This is a genomic window from Mesorhizobium sp. WSM3862, from assembly GCF_002294985.1.
Classification (GTDB): domain Bacteria; phylum Pseudomonadota; class Alphaproteobacteria; order Rhizobiales; family Rhizobiaceae; genus Mesorhizobium.
Map to the genome: position 1 here is coordinate 68,664 of NZ_NSGE01000009.1, position 19,460 is coordinate 88,123.

Genomic DNA, 19,460 nt, shown 5'->3' on the forward strand with positions numbered 1-19,460 from the left:
GCCCGAGCTACTGTTCAAAGAGCATTGGGGAGGCTGACATGGCCGACAAAGTAAAAATCCTGGTGGTTGGTCTGGGCAATATGGGCGCTTCGCATGCGAGCGCCTATCACCGCTCCGACGGCTTCGAGATCGTCGGCATCATGAGCCGCACCATCAAGAGCAACAAGAAGATCCCGAAGGAGCTCGCCGGCTATCCGCTCTATGAGGATTTCGACTTGGCGCTGAAGGAGACCAAGCCGGACGCGGTCTCGATCAACAGTTGGCCGAACACGCATGCCGAATACGCGCTGAAGGCGATCGCCGCCAACTGCCATGTGTTCATGGAAAAGCCCCTCGCCACCAACATCGCCGACGCCGAGAAGGTGGTGGCCGCCGCGCGGGCCAAGAACCGGAAGCTGGTTCTGGGCTACATCCTGCGCGTCCACCCGTCCTGGATCAAATTCATCGAGGTCGGCAAGACGCTCGGCAAGCCCCTGGTGATGCGCCTCAACCTCAACCAGCAGAGCAGCGGCAGCGCCTGGCACTGGCACAAGAACCTGATCGACTCGCTGATCCCGATCGTCGACTGCGGCGTGCACTATGTCGACGTCATGTGCCAGCTGACCGGCGCCAAGCCGGTGCGCGTGCACGGCATCGGCGCCAAGCTCTGGGCCGAAGCCGACAAGCAGAATTATGGCCATCTGCACGTCACTTTCGATGATGGCTCGGTCGGCTGGTATGAAGCCGGCTGGGGCCCGATGATGAGCGAGACCGCCTATTTCGTGAAGGATGTGGTCGGCCCGAAGGGCGCCGTTTCGATCGTCGCCGGCCAGTCCGCAAGCAGCGCCAAGGAAGCCGAGGAGGTATCGGATTCCGCCGACATCGACCGCCACACCAAGACCGACGCGCTGAAGATCCACTACGCGCAGGTCGATGGCGACAAGAACTTCTCGAAGCCCGACGAGATCGTCAGCATGGAGGACGAGCCCGGCCATCAGGAGCTTTGCGACCGCGAGCAGGCCTTCTTCCTGCGCGCCATCCGTGAGGACCTCGATCTGACCGAGCAAATGGATGCCGCCGTCAACAGCCTGCGCATCGTTTTAGCCGCCGAGCAGAGCATCGCGGAGAAGCGGACCGTCGAGCTGACCTGAAGCTTCCGGTCAGCCTGCCGCGCAACCCCACATCTAGCCGCTTCGCGGCTGGGCAGTCCGCCGGCGGCGTGCCGATCGGCATGCAGCCAGTCGGGCCGCTATGTAGCGCTCTCCACGCAGTTGGAAGAGGAGATGCCGTGCAGGGACCGGCGGCCGGCCAACCAGCTTCCGGATCTTTGGAACAGCACGTTGCCGCCGCCTTCATCCCGTGGCGTCAATTTCCTATAAGATTCCTATTTCTTTGCTCCCCGCCTCGTCTCGAACCTTTATGGCGGTCGGGTCCATATTCCCCTCGAAAAACACTTTCATCGCCGTCGCCGCCAAGGTGACGGGCGGTCCTGTGCAATTTTGAACTCGACCGTGTCGGGGTGCAAAAACAAGCCGAAACAAGGAATGCCTGCAATGGACCTCGTTGTTCTCGGGATGGGGATTTTGTTCTTCGTCCTGTCCTTAGCTTACGTCAAAGCCTGCGACAGAATCTGAGGGTCTTACAATGCTTTTCGACTACGTCCTCGGCGGCGCGGTGACCTTGTTCTTGCTTGCCTACCTCACCTACGCCCTCATCCGCCCAGAGCGCTTCTGATCGGCATACGGAAAGTCAGTTCATGACACTCAACGGCTGGATACAGATCCTCGTCTATTGCGGGATCCTGCTTTTGCTCGTGAAGCCGCTCGGCGGCTACATGCACCGCGTCTTCAAAGGCGATCGTACGTTGCTGTCGCCCGTGCTTGTCCCGATCGAGCGCGGCCTCTATCGCCTCGCCGGGACAAGCGAGAAGGAAGAACAGCACTGGGCCGCCTACGCCACCGGCATGCTGCTTTTCAACCTCGCCGGTTTCCTCGTGCTTTATGCCTTGCAGCGGCTGCAGGGCGCGCTGCCCTACAATCCCGCCGGGATGGCTGCGGTCGAACCGGAGCTCGCCTTCAACACCGCGGCGAGCTTCGTCACCAATACCAACTGGCAGAACTACGGCGGCGAAAGCACGATGTCCTACCTCGTGCAGATGGCCGGCCTCACCGTCCAGAACTTTGTTTCGGCCGCCACCGGCATTGCCATTGCGATCGCGCTGATCCGCGGCTTTGCCCGCGCCTCGGGCAAGTCGATCGGCAGTTTCTGGATCGACCTGACCCGCTGCACGCTTTACGTGCTCCTGCCGGCCTGCGTCGTGCTGACGCTCGTCTATGTGTGGCTCGGCATCCCGCAGACGCTTGGACCCTATGTCGACGCCACCACGCTGGAAGGCGCCAAGCAGACGATCGCGCTCGGCCCAGTCGCCACGCAGGTCGCCATCAAGATGCTTGGCACCAATGGCGGCGGCTTCTTCAACGCCAATGCCGCGCATCCTTTTGAGAATCCGGACGCCATCTCGAACCTGATCCAGATGCTGTCGATCTTCGCGCTGGGCGCCGGTCTCACCAACGTCTTCGGGCGGATGGTCGGCAGTGAGCGCCAGGGCTGGGCGATCCTTGCCTCGATGGCCGTGCTGTTCCTCGTCGGCGTCGTCATCTGCTACTGGGCCGAGGCTGCCGGCAATCCGCTACTGCATGCGCTCGGCATCGACGGCGGCAATATGGAAGGCAAGGAGACGCGCTTCGGGATAGCGTTGTCGGCGCTGTTCGCGGTCATCACCACGGCCGCCTCGTGCGGCGCCGTGAATGCCATGCATGATTCTTTCACCGCGCTTGGCGGCATGATCCCGCTGATCAACATGCAGCTTGGCGAGGTCATCGTCGGCGGCGTCGGCGCCGGCTTCTACGGCATCCTGATGTTCGTCGTCCTTGCCGTCTTCGTTGCCGGCCTGATGGTCGGCCGCACACCGGAATATCTCGGCAAGAAGATCGAAGCCAAGGAGGTCAAGATGGCGATGCTTGCCATCCTCTGCCTGCCGCTGGCGATGCTGATCTTCACGGCTATCGCCGTGGTCCTGCCGAGCGCGGTGGCCTCGATGGCCAATGGCGGCCCGCACGGCTTCTCGGAGGTGCTCTATGCCTACACGTCGGCGGCCGCGAACAACGGCTCGGCCTTTGGCGGACTGACCGGCAACACGCCCTGGTACAACATCACCATCGCGATCGGCATGCTGATGGGCCGCTTCCTGGTCATCATCCCGGCTTTGGCCATCGCCGGCTCGCTGGCCACGAAGAAGACCGTGCCTGCTTCCGCCGGCACCTTCCCGACCGACGGCATGCTGTTCGTCGGCCTCCTGGTCGGCGTGATCGTCATCGTCGGCGGCCTCACCTTCTTCCCGTCGCTCGCCGTCGGTCCGATCGTCGAGCATCTGGCGATGATCCGCGGACAGACTTTCTGAGATGACCATGCCCTGGTTCAACAACATACGTCGGCACGATCGTCACCAATCCGGTGACGGAACGCCCGATGACGGAGGGGACGAGAAGCCTCGTCCTTTCCCGACGCTCTCCACCTTCCTCGGCATGGCGGCCGTGCTGTTCGTGCTGTGGCTGCTGGCCTCCGGCCTTCCGCATCTGTTGCCGAAGACCGAACACCCGGCGCCATCCAACATCACCGATACCGGAGTCCTGAAATGAGCCAGTCCAAATCCGCGAGCATTCTGGATGCCAGCATCCTGATGCCCGCCATTGGCGGCGCTTTCCGCAAGCTCGATCCGCGCACGCTGATCAAGAACCCGGTGATGTTCGTCGTCGCCATCGTCTCAGCACTCACCACCGTCCTGTTCGTCAAGGATGTCATCACCGGCGGCGGCGATCTCGGCTTCACCTTGCAGATCATCATCTGGCTGTGGTTCACCGTGCTGTTCGCCAACTTTGCCGAGGCGGTGGCCGAGGGGCGCGGCAAGGCGCAGGCCGACTCGCTGCGCAAGGCACGCACCGAGACCCAGGCCAAGCTGCTCGTCAACGGCGAGGATCGCGGCAAGTTCAAGTTGGTGCCTGGCACCAGCCTGAAGGTCGGCGACATCGTGCTGGTCGAAGCCGGCGACATCATCCCTTCCGACGGCGAGGTGATCGAAGGGGTGGCTTCCGTCAACGAGGCAGCAATCACCGGCGAATCCGCGCCTGTCATCCGCGAATCCGGCGGCGACCGCTCAGCCGTCACCGGCGGCACGCAGGTGCTGTCCGATTGGATTCGTGTGCGCATTTCCGCCGCCTCCGGCCAGACCTTCCTCGACCGCATGATCTCGCTGGTCGAAGGTGCGGAGCGCCAGAAGACGCCGAACGAGATCGCGCTCAACATCTTGCTTGTAGGCATGACGCTGATCTTCGTCCTGGCCACCGCGACCATCCCGAGCTTCGCCTCTTACTCCGGCGGCTATATCCCGGTGACGATCCTCGTCGCTTTGTTCGTGACGCTGATCCCGACCACGATCGGCGCGCTGCTTTCGGCCATCGGCATTGCCGGCATGGATCGCCTGGTGCGTTTCAACGTGCTTGCCATGTCCGGCCGCGCCGTCGAGGCTGCCGGCGACGTGGACACCTTGCTCCTGGACAAGACCGGCACCATTACCCTCGGCAATCGCCAGGCGACCGAGTTCCATCCGGTGAAGGGTGTGTCCGAACAGGAGCTTGCCGATGCTGCTCAATTGGCCTCGCTGGCTGACGAGACGCCGGAAGGCCGCTCGATCGTGGTGCTGGCGAAGGAAAAATACGGCATCCGCGCCCGCGATATGGCGACCTTGCATGCCACTTTCGTGCCCTTCACCGCGCAGACCCGTATGAGCGGCGTCGACATCGACGGCTCGTCGGTGCGCAAAGGCGCGGTCGATGCCGTGCTAGCCCATGTCAATCAAGCAACGGTCGCAAGCCATGGCACGCGTCCGACAAGCGACACCATGCGCGACCTGCAGGCCAGGGCCGACGAGATCGCCAAGGCCGGCGGCACGCCGCTGGCGGTCGAGCGCGACGGGCGCCTGCTCGGCGTCGTCCACCTCAAGGACATCGTCAAGGGCGGCATTCGCGAGCGTTTCGCCGAGCTTCGCAAGATGGGCATCCGCACGGTGATGATCACCGGCGACAATCCGCTGACCGCAGCGGCCATCGCGGCCGAAGCCGGCGTCGACGACTTCCTCGCCCAGGCGACGCCTGAAAACAAGCTGTCGCTGATCCGCGAGGAACAGGCCAAGGGCAAGCTTGTCGCGATGTGCGGCGACGGCACCAACGATGCGCCGGCGCTCGCCCAGGCCGATGTCGGCGTCGCCATGAACACCGGCACGGTCGCCGCGCGCGAGGCCGGCAACATGGTCGACCTCGACAGCGATCCGACCAAGCTGATCGAGATCGTCGAGATCGGCAAGGCGCTGCTGATGACGCGCGGTTCGCTGACCACCTTCTCGATCGCCAACGACGTCGCCAAGTATTTCGCCATCATCCCGGCCATGTTCGCCGTGTTCTACGTCGCGCCCGGCCAGTCGGCGGGCCCGCTGCAGGCGCTCAACATTATGCATCTGGCGACGCCGCAGAGCGCCATTCTGTCGGCGATCATCTTCAACGCGCTGATCATCGTCGCGCTGATCCCGCTGTCGCTGAAGGGGGTGAAATACCGCGCCATCGGCGCCGGCGCGCTGCTCACCCGCAATCTTCTCGTCTACGGCCTTGGCGGCATCATCGTGCCGTTCGCCGGCATCAAGGCGATCGACCTGATCGTCACGGCTCTTGGCCTGGCATAGGGACCCATTCCGATGTTCAAGCAACTCAGACCCGCGATCGTCATGATCGTGTTCTTCACGGTGCTGACCGGCCTCATCTATCCGATCGGCATGACCGGCATCGCGCAAGCGCTGTTTCCCAGCCAGGCCAATGGCAGCCTGATCGAAAAGGATGGCAAGGTTATCGGCTCCGAACTGATCGGCCAGGCCTTCGCCAGCGACCGCTATTTCCACGGGCGGCCCTCGGCAGCCGGCGACGGCTACAACGCCGCCTCCTCCGGCGGCTCGAATCTCGGGCCGACCAATGCGAAGCTGATCGAACGCATCAAGGCCGACGCCGACAGGCTGAAGGCCGAGAACCCGAACGCACCGGTTCCGATGGATCTCGTCACCACGTCTGGCAGCGGCCTCGATCCCGAGATCAGCCCGGAGGCGGCCTATTTCCAGGTGCCGCGGATTGCCAAGGCCAGGGGCATCGATGAAGCCAAGGTGAAATCGCTTGTCGACGGCCATGTCGAGGATCGCGAGCTGGGCTTCATGGGTGAGCCGGTGGTCAATGTGCTGGCCCTCAACATGGGGCTCGACGATCTCAAATAATCAGCACCCGCAGCGGGGATCGACACGATCCCCGGTGCAATCCATGATTGGACTTGATGCCGGACGACAGGACCAACTTCGAGAACAGACCTTCTCCCGACGCGCTGCTCGAGCACGCGGAGCGGGAGGGCCGCGGCCGTCTGCGCATCTTCCTTGGCGCGGCGCCCGGCGTCGGCAAGACCTACGAGATGCTGTTGGCAGGCCGCGCCCGGCGCGCCGACGGCATCGACGTCGCGATCGGCGTCGTTGAAACGCATGGCCGCAAGGAAACCCAGGCGCTGGTCGAAGGCTATGAGGTGATCCCGCGCCGCGAGGTCGAATACAGGGGCCTCGTCCTCGACGAGATGGACATCGACGCCATCCTGAAACGGCGGCCGGAGCTGGTTCTGATCGACGAACTCGCGCACACCAACGCGCCCGGCAGCCGTCATCCCAAGCGCTATCTCGATGTTCAGGAAATCCTGTCGCAGGGCATCGACGTCTACACCACGCTCAACATCCAGCATGTCGAAAGCCTGAATGACGTCGTGGCGCAGATCACCCGCGTCAGGGTGCGCGAAACCGTTCCGGATTCCATCATCGACGAGGCCGACGACATCGAGGTCATCGACCTCACCCCGGACGACCTGATCAAGCGGCTGCATGAAGGCAAGGTCTATTTCCCGCAAACCGCTCAGCGCGCGATCGAGAACTATTTTTCGCCTGGCAATCTGACGGCGCTTCGCGAGTTGGCGCTGCGACGCACCGCGCAGCGCGTCGATGAACAGCTCCTCAGCCATATGCAGTCCCACGCCATTCCGGGACCGTGGGCGGCCGGCGAGCGGGTCCTTGTCTGCGTCGACTCGCGTCCGGACGGGGGCGCTCGTATCCGCTACGCGCGCCGGCTCGCCGATCGCCTGCGGGCGCCATGGACGGCACTGCATGTCGACACGCCTCGCCTGGCCGGCATGTCCGAAGAGGACAAGGACCGGCTGGCGACAAACCTGCGCCTTGCCGAACAGCTCGGCGCCGAGGTGGCGACCATCCCGGGCCAGAACGTCGCCCAGGACATCGTGCGCCATGCGACGGCGAACAACTTCACCCATATCGTCATCGGCAGGCCGACCCGCTCGCGCTGGCGGGAACTGATCGAGGGCTCGCTCACCTATGACCTGATCCGCAATGCCGGCGACATCAGCGTCCATGTCATTTCGGGCAAGGAGCGCGATGCCGACATTCCGTCGGCCCGGGTGAAGGCCGCGTCCGAGCAGAAGCCCTTCCAGATCTGGCCCTATCTGTTCTCGACGGCCTATGTCGCCGGCGCGGTGGCCGTCAGCTCGATTCTCGATCAGTTCCTCGATGTCCGCAATCTGGCCAGCGTCCTGCTGCTGGCGGTGCTGACTTCGGCGGTGACGTTCGGACTCTGGCCGGCGCTCTACGCTTGTTTCCTGAGCGCGCTTGCCTTCAACTATTTCTTCCTCGAGCCGCGCTATACGTTCACGATCAGGGATCCGGAGAGCATCGTTGCCTTCGCGGTCTTTCTCGTTGTCGCTGTCATCGCCAGCAATCTGACGGCGCGCGTCCAGCGCCAGGCGGTCGCCGCCCGCTCACGCGCGCGAGCCACGCAGGACATCTACTCGTTCTCCAAGAAGCTCGCCGGCGCCGGCACGCTTGACGACGTGCTGTGGGCCACCGCCTTCCAGATCGCCTCGATGCTGAAAGTGCGCGTGGTGCTGCTTCTGCCCGAGAATGGAACGATCACCGTCAAGGCCGGCTATCCGCCGGACGATACGCTCGCCGAGGCCGACATCGCGGCGGCCCGCTGGGCCTGGGAACATGACCGCCCCGCCGGCCGCGGCGCCGATACGCTGCCCGGCGCGAAGCGCCTCTATCTGCCCTTGCGAACAGGCCGGACAGCGGTCGGCGTCGTCGGCCTCGACAACGACAAGCAGGGCCCTTTGCTGACCCCCGAGCAGCAGCGCCTTCTCGACGCGCTTGCCGATCAGGCGGCGGTCGCCATCGAACGCATCCAGCTTGTCGCCGATGTCGACCGCGCCAGGCTGGCGGCGGAAGCGGACCGGCTGCGCACGGCGCTGCTTACCTCGATCTCGCATGACCTGAAGACGCCGCTGGCCGCCATCATGGGTGCCGCCGGCACGCTGCGGGAATACGCGGCCGCCCTTCCCGAAGAGGACCGCGCGGAACTCCTGTCGACGGTGGTCGACGAATCGGAGCGGCTCAACCGCTTCATCGCCAATCTGCTCGACATGACCAAGATCGAGTCCGGCGCCATGGAGCCGAACTACGCTCTCCATTATGTCGGCGATATCGTCGGCTCGGCGCTCGATCGCGCTCGCAAGATCACCGGCGAGCACCGCATCGACACCGACATTCCGCCGGACTTGCCGATGCTGCGCCTCGACCCGGTGCTGTTCGAGCAGGCGCTGTTCAACCTCCTCGACAATGCCGCCAAATATTCCGCGCCCGGCTCGACCATCCGCCTGCAAGGCTGGGTGGACAACGGCTCCGTCATCCTGCAGGTCATGGACGAGGGACCAGGCATCCCGCCGAACGACCTCGAACGGATCTTCGACACCTTCTATCGGGTGCGCAAGCGCGACCAGGTCCGCGCCGGCACGGGTCTCGGCCTGTCGATCAGTCGCGGTTTCGTCGAGGCCATGGGCGGCGGGATCTCGGCGACGAACCGCACCGACCGGCCCGGCGCGATCTTCACCATCCGCATGCCGGTGCCGCAGGAAATTCCAGACCTGGCCGTCGCCAAAACGGATGACGCCGCATGACCGGTCAGAACGTCAGCATCCTGGTCGTCGACGACGAACCGCCGATCCGCAGGCTGCTTCGGGTCGGCCTCGGCAGCCAGGGCTATGCCGTATCGGAGGCACCGAACGCCAAGGCAGCGATCGAGCTCATGCAGGCGCAGCGGCCCGACCTGATCCTGCTCGATCTCGGCCTCCCGGGGATGACGGGCCTCGAACTGCTCGGCAAATGGCGTGACGACGGCCTCGACATTCCGGTCGTCATCCTGTCGAGCCGCACCGACGAGGCCGGCATCGTCCAGGCGCTCGAGATCGGCGCGGACGACTATGTGACGAAACCCTTCGGCATGAACGAGCTCGTCGCCCGCATCCGCGTGGCGCTGCGCCACAAGTTCCAGCAGCAGGGCGAGAAGCCGGTGTTCCAGGCCGGCGACCTTTCGGTCGACCTGGTGAAGCGCATCGTCAAGGTAGAGGGTAAGGAAGTAAAACTGTCGCCGAAGGAATACGATATCCTGCGCATGCTCGTGCAGTATGCCGGCAAGGTTCTGACCCATCGGTTCCTGCTGAAGCAGATCTGGAACGAGTCGACGGACGTGCAATATCTCAGGGTCTATGTCCGCCAATTGAGGCAGAAGATCGAGAAGACACCGGACCAGCCGCGCTACATCATCACCGAGACCGGCGTCGGCTACCGTTTGCGCGAGGTCGATTGAAGGAACCGGCGGGCATCATCCAACCGATCGAGGCTGTGCCGCGAGATCGGTCGCTTGAACCATGGTAGATCCGCACAAACACCCTATATTACGGCAAGGTTTCTGTTTTTCGTGCGGGAAGGAAGCGATGTCGCATCCTCGGCTATCGGCGGCTTTGATTGCCGCGGCTTTGTCGACTGCCGCCCTTTTGGGCGCGGCTTCATATGCCTCCGCGCAGGTCGTCATTCCCACAGACCGCAACGCCCTGATCCAACATAACGAGCTGCAGGCGCTCCGGAACCAGCTGCAGCGACGACAATTCCAGCAACAGCAGCAGCTTTACCGCGAGCAGGACCGGCAGATCGTTCCGAAGGCTCGCCCTGAAGTGCCGATCGTCAAGCAGAATTGCCAGTCTCAGGTGATCGGCACCACGATTTCGCGCGTCTGCCGCTGACATTTTTCTTTTTTGGGTTTACTTAGCCGACTTACTGTCGGCAGCGCGCCGGCTTGCATGGGCGGCGGTTTTGGGATTTGCAGGAGCGAGGTTTTGCCGTGCGGATAGCGTACGGCAGGAATGCCGCTTTGATCGGATTTTGGGATGGCAGCAGCCAAGAAGAAAGCAGTACGCAGGGCAAAGAAGGGAGAGCGGATCCGCCAGGTGGCGGCCATCCCCTTTCGCCTACGCGGCGACGGCCAGCTTGAAGTCTTGCTGGTCACCTCGCGCACGACCAAACGTTTCATTGTGCCCAAGGGCTGGCCGATGAAGGGCAAGAGCGGGCGCAAGGCGGCCGCGATCGAGGCCCAGGAAGAGGCGGGCGTGCTGGGCAAGGCGCTGAAGCAGCCTGCCGGCGGCTACTCCTATTGGAAGCGCATGGCCAGCCGTTTCGTCCGTGTCGACGTGGTCGTCTACCTGCTCGAAGTCAGCGAGGAGATGGCCAACTGGCGGGAGGCCGTGAACCGTCAGCGGGCTTGGCTGCCGGCGGCCGATGCGGCCCTGCTGATCGACGAGCCCGAGCTTTCCACGCTGCTGAGGGATTTGACGGCCTTGGCGACCGATCCGGCGTAAGACGATGGCCTGGCGCAATTCCACGAAAGTGTGACACGGCATCCGTCAGGAATTCCGTCAAAACAAAGAGATAGATTGGTTCGCCGTTTCCGTGGAACGGTGAAACGCTCTAATCGGAGTCGCCAGGAAACGGCCGTGCCGGGGTGCCGCTATAAGCCCACAGCCATTCTTTGGGCAGAGGTCCCTTGTTGCGGTCGCTCTCCTGTGATTGCTCCCAGGCATGCGCCAGTATGCCTACCGAGCGCGACAGCACGAAGAGGCCGCGCGTCAGTGGCGGCGGGAAGCCTAGCTCGCCATAGATGACGGCCGTGGCGCCATCGATGTTGAGCGGGATCGTCTTGCCCTTGCGTGTCGCCACCTCCGCCTCGATCGCCTCGGCAATGTCGGCAAAGCGCCCGCTGACGACGCCGCGACCGGCGAAGTCGCGCGTCAGTTCGATGAGGCGCGGCGCCCGCGGATCGATCGGGTGGAAGCGATGCCCGAGGCCGGGCACGTAGCCCTTTTCCTCGGCGAAGAACCGGTCGAGCCGCGCACTCACCGCTTCGGCGAGGCTCGCGCCACCATCCATTGCGGCGGCGATGTTGCCATAGAAGGAAAGCGCCTGCTCGCCGGCCCCGCCATGCACGTCCCCCAGCACATTGATGGCGGAGGCCATGGCGTTGTTGATGCCGACGCCGCAGGTCGCCGCCATGCGCGCGATCGCGATCGACGGCGCCTGCGGGCCGTGGTCGACGGCGGCCCCGAGCGCGATGCCGAGCAGCGCCGCCTGATCGTCGCCCGGCAATTCGCCGCGCAGCATCAGCCAGATCATCGCCGGAAAGCTGACCCGGCCGATCAGATCCTGGATCTGGTAGCCGTGCAGCCGGATCACGCCGGGCTGCATCTCGATGATGCCGGTCCGCCACCACTCCTCGCCGCGGTCGCGGCCGGTCCTTTTGTCCGCGCTCATGCCCGCGCCCTCCCTTTGCCGCGCGCCGGCAAGCTGGCGAACACGTCGTCCATATGCGCGCCAAGACGTGGCGGGGGGCCGGCTGGCACGGGAGCCGCACCGTCGACCATAAAGCCGCCACGCACCACCGTGAGCGGCTTGTCCATTCCGGGTATCTCCTGGAAGCGCGTCGTCATGCGGCGCTCGGTGACCTGGCGTTCCTGCAGCACTTGCGGGATCGTCAGCACCCGCCCGGCCGGCACGCCGGCGCGGTTGAGCTTTTCTTCCCAGACCGCCGCAGGAGCGCCGGCAAGCGCGTCTTCGATGAGCGGCTTCAGCGCTGCCCGGTTCTCTTTGCGCGTCTCGCGCTCGGCGAAGCGCGGATCCGAAGCCAACTCTGGGCGGCCGATCAAGCCGCAAAGGATGACGAACTGCTCCTGCTTGTTGGCGGCGATGTTGAGCAGGCCCTCGCCGGTGCGGAACGCGCCGGAGGGCGCGGCCGTCATGTTCTCGTTGCCCATGGCTTGAGGCTGGACGCCCGCCGTCAGATAGTTCGACACCGGCCATCCTAGCGCCGACAGCGTGCATTCGAGCATCGACACGTCGAGGAAGGCGCCTTCGCCGCTGGTCTTCTGCCGCACCAGCGCCGCAGCGATGGCGAAGGCCCCCACCAGCCCGCCCAGCGTGTCGGCGACCGGATAGCCGACGCGCAGGGGCGCCGTTTCCGGCGTGCCGGTGATGCTCATGATCCCGGACAGCCCCTGGATGATCTGATCATAGGCCGGGTTGCCGCGCATCGGGCCGGTCTGGCCGAAACCCGATATCGCGCAATAGACGAGGCTTGGCCGCACCTTCTTCAGCTTCTCATGGCCGAGGCCGAGCCGATCCATCACGCCGGGCCGGAAATTCTCGACCAGTGCGTCCGCCGTGGCGACCAGGTTGAGGAAGCGCTCGCGGTCGGCCTCCTGCTTCAGGTCGAGCACCACCGATCGTTTGCCGGCGTTCTGCGCCAGGAAGGATGCACCCATGCCGGCTTTGTTGAGCTCCGGCGAGGCGCCAAGCTGGCGCGCGAGATCGCCGCCCGGCGGCGCCTCGACCTTGATGACGTCGGCGCCGAGCAGCGCCAGCTGGTAGGCGCAGTAAGGACCTGCCAGCACATTGGTGAGGTCGAGGACGCGGATGCCGGAAAGCAGGTCTGTCATGATGCTCCAGATCGGTCAGGCATCGCCCGGCACATGCTCTGGTCCGCGCGTGCGCCGGCGTTCGATCCAGGCCCAGATATGCGGGCCGACCAGACCGATGAAGGCGAGCGTTAAAAGCGTCAGCGAGAGCGGGTGCCGGTAGAACACCGTCCAGTCGCCATTGGCGATCGTCATCGCCCGGCGGAACTGCGTCTCGGCGAGCGGCCCGAGGATCATGCCGATGATGACCGGCGCCGTCGGAAAATCGAAGCGGCGCATCAAGAAACCCGCCGCGCCCAGCAGATAGAGGATGATGAGATCGATCGGCGACTGCGAGATGCCGTAGGTGCCGACGGTGGCGAACACCAGAATCCCGGCATAGAGCTGCGGCGCCGGGATCTTGAGCAATCGTACCCATAGGCCGATCAGCGGCAGGTTAAGGATGACGAGGATGACGTTGGCGATGAACAGACTGGCGATGAGGCCCCAGACGAGATTGGCCTGCGTCGTCAACAGCAGCGGTCCGGGATTGATGCCGTAGCTCTGGAAGGCCGACAGCATGATCGCCGCCGTTGCCGAGGTCGGCAGGCCAAGCGTCAGCATCGGCACCAGCACGCCGGCAGCCGACGCGTTGTTGGCAGCCTCCGGCCCGGCGACGCCTTCGATGGCGCCGACCGTGCCGAACTCCTCCTTGTGCTTGGAAAGCTTCTTTTCGATGGCATAGGACAGAAAGGTCGGGATCTCGGCCCCGCCGGCGGGCAGGGCGCCGATCGGGAAGCCGATTGCCGCGCCCCTGAGCCACGGCTTCCACGAGCGCGCCCATTCGGAAGCAGTCATGTAGAGCGAGCCCCTCAGCGGCACGATCTCGTCCTTCCCGGCATAGCGGCGCGAGGCCACGTAGAGAGTCTCGCCGACCGCAAAGAGGCCGACCGCGACGATGATGACGTCGACGCCGTCGAGCAACTCGCCCATGCCGAAGGTGAAGCGCGGCTGCCCGGTCTGCAGGTCGACGCCGATCATGCCGATGACGAAGCCGACGAACAGGCTGGTAAGCCCACGCACAGAGGACGAGCCGAGCACCGCCGAAACGGTGATGAAGGCGAGCACCATCAGCGAGAAATATTCCGCCGGCCCGAAAGCCAGCGCCAGCTTGACCACGATCGGCGCCAGGAAGGCGACGCCCAGCGTGCCGATGGTCCCGGCGACGAACGAGCCGATCGCGGAAGTCGCAAGCGCCGCGCCGCCGCGGCCCGAACGCGCCATCCGGTTGCCCTCGAGCGCGGTGACGATGGTGGCGCTTTCGCCCGGTGTATTGAGCAGGATCGACGTCGTCGAGCCGCCATACATGGCGCCGTAATAGATGCCGGCAAACAGGATGAAGGAAGCTTCCGGCGCCACCTGGTAGGTGATCGGCAAAAGCAGCGCGATGGTCAGCGCCGGCCCGAGGCCGGGCAGCACGCCGATCGCGGTTCCGAGCGTCGTGCCGAGCAGGCACCACAAGAGATTGGTCGGCGTGAAGGCGACCGCAAATCCGTGCGCGAGATAACCGAGGGTGTCCATCGTCCTCAGCCCCTTCCGATGCCGACGAGGGCGCTGATCAACGCGTTGAGCTGGTTCTCGATCAGGCCGGCCCCGATGTTGACGCCGAGCGCTCTGGCGAATCCGAAATAGGCCGCCAGCGCCAAGATCAGGCCGAGCAGCGCATCGCGCAGCGGATGCCGGCTGCCGAAGCCGAAGCAGACCAGCACGAACATGATCACCGAGGCGGCTGTGAAGCCGAGCGGCTGGATCAGCACGAGATTGGCAACGAGCCCCGCGACCACGAAACCCATCGCCTTCCAATCGGTCGGCGTCTCCTTTTCCTCGTCCGGCTGCCAGCCGCCACGCAGGGCGGCAACGATGAGCAGCAGCGACAGGATCACCATGCCGGCCATGGTCATGTAGGGGAAGACCTTCGGGCCGACCTTGGAATAGAGCGGCGAAACCGGGATCGCCAGGGTCTGCCAGGCAACGGCCCCGGCGCAGGCAAGAAGCCCGACGCCGATCAGCAATTCGGGTATGGCAAGGCGCGGCGGTGACGCCTGCTGGTCGCTGGTGCTCATGATCTCCTCCCCGGAAGCCGGTCTTCCACTGCCGGCTTCGCCGCAGTTTCATTGAACCGTCGCATATCCGCTGTCTCGAAGGAGGCGATGCAGCCTCCTTCGAGATCAGGCAGGAGGCGATCAGGCGAGGCCGAGATCCTTGAGGATCGCGCCGATGCGTGTCGTGTCCTCGGCGACGAACTTGGCATAATCGTCGCCGGTCAGCAGAATCGGCGTCCAGTTGCGGTTCTTGCACTCGGTCGCCCAGGCCTCGCTCTTCGCCATGGTCTCGACCATCTTGATCATCGCCGCCTTGTCTTCGTCGGAAACGCCGGGGGGTGCAAAGACGCCGCGCCAGTTGAACAATTCGACGTCGATGCCGGCCTCTTTCAATGTCGGCGCGTCGATGCCTTCCTGGCGCTTGTCCGACGAGATCGCCAGCAGCCGGAGCGCGCCCGCCTTGACCTGCTCGGAGAATTCGCCATAGCCGGAAATGCCGGCCGCGACCTGGTTGCCGAGCAGCGCCGACAGCGCCTCGCCGCCGCCGGCGAACGGCACATAGGACAGGTTGGCGGCAGGCACGCCGGCCGTCTTGGCGATCAGGCCGAAAAGGATGTGGTCGGAACCGCCGGCCGAACCGCCGGCCACCGGAACCTTCGTCGGATCCGCCTTCAGCGCCGCGACGAAATCATTAGCCGTCTTGAACGGCGAGGCTGCCGGCACCACCAGCGCCTCGAACTCGCCGGTGAGGCGCGCGATCGGCGTCACTTCGGTGAGATTGTTGGCGGCCTTGTTGGCGATGATGGCGCCAACCATGACCATGCCGGCAACCATCAGCGCATTGCCTTTGCCCTTCCACTGGTTGACGAATTGCGGCAGGCCGACCGTGCCGCCGGCGCCGCCGACATTGGTGATCTGCGAGCCGGAGATCAGCTTTTCGGAGCGCAGCACCTGATCGATCGTGCGCGCGGTCTGGTCCCAGCCGCCGCCGGGGGCCGCCGGCACGAAAATTTGGATTTGCGGGGCGTCCTGCGCAAAGGCGGGTCCGAAATGCAAAGCCGCGAAGCCGGCGGCGGTGGTCGACAAGAATCTGCGTCTGTTCAGCATGGAATTCCTCCAAATCACGACACCTCCTCCGGTGCCTGCCAAGACGTGGCCTGAATTAAGACCCGCATTCGAGTTCAAGCATTTGTTACCGCGTTCTGTCAACGGGAATGCCATTCTGCTGGACAGAACGCATAGGATCGGACTAAATCCGCATGTCCAGGGTCATTCCCGGATGGGCGACCACGATGAAATCGTCACCGCAATGACAGACCTCCCTCCAAGCCAGGCTCCGGCCGACGGCGTTGCCGCGCTCGACCGGGCAATCGCCATCCTCGACGCGTTCACCATTGCCGACCGGTCGCTCGGCCTCGCCGAAATCGCGGCCCGAACCGGTCTCTACAAGAGCACGATCCTCAGATTGGCCAACTCGCTGATGCGCGGGCAATTGCTGGAGCGCCTGGAGGACGGACGCTATCGCATCGGACCGGCGACCTTCAGACTTGGCGCGCTTTACCAGCGCTCGCTCGTGGCGATGGATATCCTGTTGCCGATCATGCGCGATCTCTCGGAGCGGAGTTGGGAAAGCGTCGCCTTCTATGTCCGCTCGGGCGACGTCCGCACCTGTCTCTACCGAGTCGAGTCCAAGCACCCGATCCGCTACACGATACGGGAAGGTGACGTGCTGCCCTTGCTGGTTGGTTCCGGCGGCCGGGTGCTGGCCGCTTTCTCGGGAGAGCAGGGCGAGCCTTACGAGACGATCCGGAAAACCTATAGTTACATTTCAATCGGTGACCGCGATCCGCAGACTGCCGGCATCTCCGCCCCTGTCTTCGGGCCGGGACGGACACTGCTCGGCGTGCTCACGCTCGCCGGTCCGAACACGCGGGTCGACGCGGCCTTCCTTACCCGCATGAAGCGGCCGCTGCTCGAAGCTGCCGCCCGCGCCACCCGCGCTTTTGGCGAAGATGCATCCATGCTGGATGCGGCAAGCCTCGACGCGCCGCCGGAGCCCACAACGGATCCGGGTTTTGGCGAGCATCAAATTGGGGTTTCCGGCACGCAGCAGGCCAATATCGCCGAGCTTCGGGCAGGTGGACGCTCAAGCGACGGTTAGCTCTTGCCAATCGCGTCCCTTGGCACCAATCTCGGCTCGAAGGGCCGCCCATCGGGTGGATGGCGGCGCGATAGGGTTTTAGCCATGACTCGCGATCAGATGCTCGCCCACCTCCGATCCGCCGACGCCGCGGCGCGCGAGGCGGCGGCGCACGGTCATCATCCATTCGGTGCGGTGCTGGTCGGCCCCGATGACGCGATCCTCATGCGCCAAGGCAATATCGACACCGTCCATCACGCCGAAACCGAACTTGCGCGACGCGCGGCGGATGCCTATTCGCCGGAGTTTCTCTGGACCTGCACGCTCGTCTCAACCGGCGAGCCCTGCGCGATGTGCACCGGAACGCTCTACTGGGCCAATATCGGCCGGCTGGTTTACGGCTTCGAGGAGACCAAGCTTCTGGCGCTCACCGGCGATCACGCGGCGAATCCGACGATGAGCCTTTCTTCGCGCGCCGTGCTCGATTCCGGCCAGAAAAAGATCGAGGTGTTTGGCCCCTTCCCCGAAGTCGCGGACGAGCTGCTCGCACCACACCGCGATTTCTGGAAGCGCTGACGTGGAAGCGGATGTCGGGGACGGGCCCGCAAGATATCGTGACCGACTCCGCCCTAGGCTTCCGCCCTCTAGGCTCTGCTTGACTCACACATATCTCACTGGTTATACGTCAATCAATAGCCATTGAGTTATCGATCCCGATGACGAACGCACACGATATGCTCTTCCGGACGCTTGCCGATCCGACAAGGCGCGCCATCTTCGAGCGTCTGTGCCGGCAAGGCGAGCAGACGGTCGGCGCACTGACGGCTGAGGCGGGTGTCTCGCAGCCGGCGGTGTCGAAACATCTCGGCCTGCTCAAGCAAGCCGGACTGGTGCGCGACCGCCACGAGGGTCGCCAGACCCATTACAGCGCACAGCTTGGCGCGCTGGCGCCGCTAATGGATTGGACTCGCTATATGGCCGGGTTCTGGGAGAGCCGGTTCGACGATCTCGAGGATCTGCTGCAGAGGATGGATCAATGAACGATATGCCGGCCGGAACGCGCTCCGTTGTCGTCGAGCGCGAGATTCCCCATCCGCCGGAAAAGATCTGGCGGGCACTGACCCAACCGCATCTCATCGAGGAGTGGCTGATGAAGAACAACTTCAAGCCGGTCGTAGACCACCGTTTCGAACTGAGCGCGGACTGGGGCGGTGTCGAGTGCCAGGTCCAGACAGTCGAGCCAAACAAAACGCTTTCCTACACCTGGGACACCAAGGATCTAGAGAGCGTCGTCACATGGACGCTCACCCCGACCAGCGCCGGCACTCGCCTGCGCATGGAGCAGACGGGCTTCCGAACTGACCAGGAGCCGTATTTCCGGGGCGCCACCGTTGGCTGGCCGAGGTTCTTTGCGGCCCTGGAGCAGGTGCTTTCGCGGATCGAGTGAGGGCGGCAATCTCATCCAGATGACGCAGCTGGCGCGCTGGTAAGCCCAGCGTTCATTGGTTCTTTCAGAGGAGGAAGCATTGGACTGGAGCAAGTGGATCAGGCAGTTGCATCGCTGGCTGTCGATCATCTTTACCGTGACCGTCATCGCCAACTTCATCGCCATGGCATTGGGCGAGCCGCCCACCTGGGTGGTCTATTCGCCGCTCCTGCCGCTTTTCCTGCTGTTGTTCAGCGGCCTCTACATGTTCGTGCTGCCCCATGCCGCAAGGTGGCGCGGTGAGCCGGCGCGCGAGCGCGCCGGACCGGCCTGATGGCGAAATCGGCAAAGGTTGCAGCCAGGCCGTCGGAGGAAAAACCCGTCCTGCTTTCGGGCGGCAACCCGCAGATCGCCAAGGGGTATGGTGACGCTCCCGTGCAGGCCTATATCGCGGCGATGCCGGGTTGGAAGAGCGAGCTAGGCCGCCGGCTCGACCAACTCATCATGCAGGCCGTCCCCGACGTGCAGAAGGCCGTCAAATGGAACTCGCCGTTTTACGGCATGGACGGCGAAGGCTGGTTTCTCGGCATTCATTGTTTCACCAGATACGTCAAAGTGGCCTTCTTTCGCGGCATGTCGCTGAAGCCGGTGCCGCCCGGCGAATCCAAGAGCAAGGACACGCGCTATTTTCACATCCATGAGGACGACCAGCTCGACGAAGCGCAATTCGTCTCCTGGGTGAAACAGGCGAGTCAATTGCCTGGCGAACGAATGTAAGCGCATTATCGGTCAGTCACGGTCCGCCCGACGAGGCATCATGGCGGTCCGTCTAGCGGGTGTTGAA

The 19,460-nt window shown here is 64.2% G+C and carries 22 protein-coding genes; 16 read left to right on the plus strand and 6 right to left on the minus strand.

What is annotated here, in order from left to right:
* Positions 1-38: 38 nt before the first annotated feature.
* The 9 genes from CK224_RS24275 to CK224_RS24315 all read left to right on the plus strand — a co-directional run bounded on the left by CK224_RS24275 (position 39) and on the right by CK224_RS24315 (position 10,248).
* Complete coding sequence (locus CK224_RS24275) at positions 39-1,130, plus strand: Gfo/Idh/MocA family oxidoreductase (RefSeq protein WP_067003969.1); 1,092 nt, start codon at positions 39-41, stop codon at positions 1,128-1,130.
* Between the two features lie 493 nt (positions 1,131-1,623).
* Positions 1,624-1,713 carry a K(+)-transporting ATPase subunit F gene (locus CK224_RS24280; RefSeq protein ID WP_067003971.1) on the plus strand — a complete coding sequence of 30 codons (90 nt, stop codon included), beginning with the start codon at positions 1,624-1,626 and terminating at the stop codon, positions 1,711-1,713.
* 22 nt (positions 1,714-1,735) lie between these two features.
* Positions 1,736-3,439 (plus strand): potassium-transporting ATPase subunit KdpA, encoded by a 1,704-nt coding sequence (kdpA, locus tag CK224_RS24285; protein ID WP_067004200.1) that lies wholly within the window; start codon positions 1,736-1,738, stop codon positions 3,437-3,439.
* Between the two features lie 7 nt (positions 3,440-3,446).
* Complete coding sequence (locus CK224_RS24290) at positions 3,447-3,677, plus strand: hypothetical protein (protein ID WP_095783599.1); 231 nt, start codon at positions 3,447-3,449, stop codon at positions 3,675-3,677.
* The gene (gene kdpB / locus CK224_RS24295) at positions 3,674-5,770 is read left to right on the plus strand and encodes a potassium-transporting ATPase subunit KdpB (RefSeq protein ID WP_067003973.1); all 2,097 of its coding nucleotides are present in this window, start codon (positions 3,674-3,676) and stop codon (positions 5,768-5,770) included. The genes CK224_RS24290 and kdpB overlap by 4 nt, the downstream gene beginning before the upstream one ends.
* A gap of 12 nt (positions 5,771-5,782) precedes the next feature.
* Positions 5,783-6,346, plus strand: a complete 564-nt coding sequence (gene kdpC / locus CK224_RS24300; protein ID WP_095783507.1) for a potassium-transporting ATPase subunit KdpC — start codon at positions 5,783-5,785, stop codon at positions 6,344-6,346.
* A gap of 56 nt (positions 6,347-6,402) precedes the next feature.
* The gene (locus tag CK224_RS24305) at positions 6,403-9,126 is read left to right on the plus strand and encodes a sensor histidine kinase KdpD (protein WP_095783508.1); all 2,724 of its coding nucleotides are present in this window, start codon (positions 6,403-6,405) and stop codon (positions 9,124-9,126) included.
* Entirely contained in the window at positions 9,123-9,815 is a 693-nt protein-coding gene (locus tag CK224_RS24310) for a response regulator transcription factor (protein WP_095783509.1), read from the plus strand. Before CK224_RS24305 ends, CK224_RS24310 begins: the two co-directional genes overlap by 4 nt.
* Before the next feature lie 169 nt (positions 9,816-9,984).
* The gene (locus tag CK224_RS24315) at positions 9,985-10,248 is read left to right on the plus strand and encodes a hypothetical protein (RefSeq protein WP_245299831.1); all 264 of its coding nucleotides are present in this window, start codon (positions 9,985-9,987) and stop codon (positions 10,246-10,248) included.
* Here the strand turns inward: CK224_RS24315 and CK224_RS31510 are convergent.
* The gene (locus tag CK224_RS31510; RefSeq protein WP_176478006.1) at positions 10,209-10,463 is read right to left on the minus strand and encodes a hypothetical protein; all 255 of its coding nucleotides are present in this window, start codon (positions 10,461-10,463) and stop codon (positions 10,209-10,211) included. The two genes, CK224_RS24315 and CK224_RS31510, sit on opposite strands and share 40 nt — an antisense overlap.
* Here CK224_RS31510 and CK224_RS24320 point away from each other — a divergent pair.
* Entirely contained in the window at positions 10,393-10,860 is a 468-nt protein-coding gene (locus CK224_RS24320) for an NUDIX hydrolase (protein ID WP_095778756.1), read from the plus strand. The genes CK224_RS31510 and CK224_RS24320 overlap by 71 nt on opposite strands.
* A 109-nt stretch (positions 10,861-10,969) precedes the next feature.
* On the opposite strand, the gene CK224_RS24325 is transcribed toward CK224_RS24320, so the two are convergent.
* The 5 genes from CK224_RS24325 to CK224_RS24345 all read right to left on the minus strand — a co-directional run bounded on the left by CK224_RS24325 (position 10,970) and on the right by CK224_RS24345 (position 16,157).
* On the minus strand, positions 10,970-11,809 hold the full coding sequence (locus tag CK224_RS24325) for a citryl-CoA lyase (protein WP_095783510.1): 840 nt from the start codon (positions 11,807-11,809) through the stop codon (positions 10,970-10,972).
* Entirely contained in the window at positions 11,806-12,990 is a 1,185-nt protein-coding gene (locus CK224_RS24330; protein ID WP_095783511.1) for a CoA transferase, read from the minus strand. Before CK224_RS24330 ends, CK224_RS24325 begins: the two co-directional genes overlap by 4 nt.
* Before the next feature lie 15 nt (positions 12,991-13,005).
* Positions 13,006-14,529, minus strand: a complete 1,524-nt coding sequence (locus CK224_RS24335) for a tripartite tricarboxylate transporter permease (RefSeq protein WP_095778753.1) — start codon at positions 14,527-14,529, stop codon at positions 13,006-13,008.
* 5 nt (positions 14,530-14,534) lie between these two features.
* Complete coding sequence (locus CK224_RS24340; RefSeq protein ID WP_067003994.1) at positions 14,535-15,071, minus strand: tripartite tricarboxylate transporter TctB family protein; 537 nt, start codon at positions 15,069-15,071, stop codon at positions 14,535-14,537.
* A 120-nt stretch (positions 15,072-15,191) separates the two neighbouring features.
* Entirely contained in the window at positions 15,192-16,157 is a 966-nt protein-coding gene (locus CK224_RS24345) for a tripartite tricarboxylate transporter substrate-binding protein (protein WP_067318842.1), read from the minus strand.
* Positions 16,158-16,359: 202 nt separating this feature from the next.
* On the opposite strand from CK224_RS24345, the gene CK224_RS24350 reads away from it, so the two are divergent.
* From CK224_RS24350 to CK224_RS24375, 6 genes are all read left to right on the plus strand, one after another.
* The gene (locus CK224_RS24350; protein WP_095783600.1) at positions 16,360-17,211 is read left to right on the plus strand and encodes an IclR family transcriptional regulator; all 852 of its coding nucleotides are present in this window, start codon (positions 16,360-16,362) and stop codon (positions 17,209-17,211) included.
* An 84-nt stretch (positions 17,212-17,295) separates the two neighbouring features.
* Positions 17,296-17,766, plus strand: a complete 471-nt coding sequence (locus CK224_RS24355; protein WP_095783512.1) for a nucleoside deaminase — start codon at positions 17,296-17,298, stop codon at positions 17,764-17,766.
* Positions 17,767-17,906: 140 nt separating this feature from the next.
* Complete coding sequence (locus CK224_RS24360) at positions 17,907-18,230, plus strand: metalloregulator ArsR/SmtB family transcription factor (RefSeq protein ID WP_095778750.1); 324 nt, start codon at positions 17,907-17,909, stop codon at positions 18,228-18,230.
* Positions 18,227-18,637: an SRPBCC domain-containing protein gene (locus CK224_RS24365; RefSeq protein WP_095783513.1), complete on the plus strand. Its 411-nt coding sequence runs from the start codon at positions 18,227-18,229 to the stop codon at positions 18,635-18,637. Before CK224_RS24360 ends, CK224_RS24365 begins: the two co-directional genes overlap by 4 nt.
* Before the next feature lie 79 nt (positions 18,638-18,716).
* On the plus strand, positions 18,717-18,950 hold the full coding sequence (locus tag CK224_RS24370; protein ID WP_095783514.1) for a hypothetical protein: 234 nt from the start codon (positions 18,717-18,719) through the stop codon (positions 18,948-18,950).
* The gene (locus CK224_RS24375) at positions 18,950-19,393 is read left to right on the plus strand and encodes a DUF1801 domain-containing protein (RefSeq protein ID WP_095783515.1); all 444 of its coding nucleotides are present in this window, start codon (positions 18,950-18,952) and stop codon (positions 19,391-19,393) included. Before CK224_RS24370 ends, CK224_RS24375 begins: the two co-directional genes overlap by 1 nt.
* Positions 19,394-19,460: the final 67 nt, after the last annotated feature.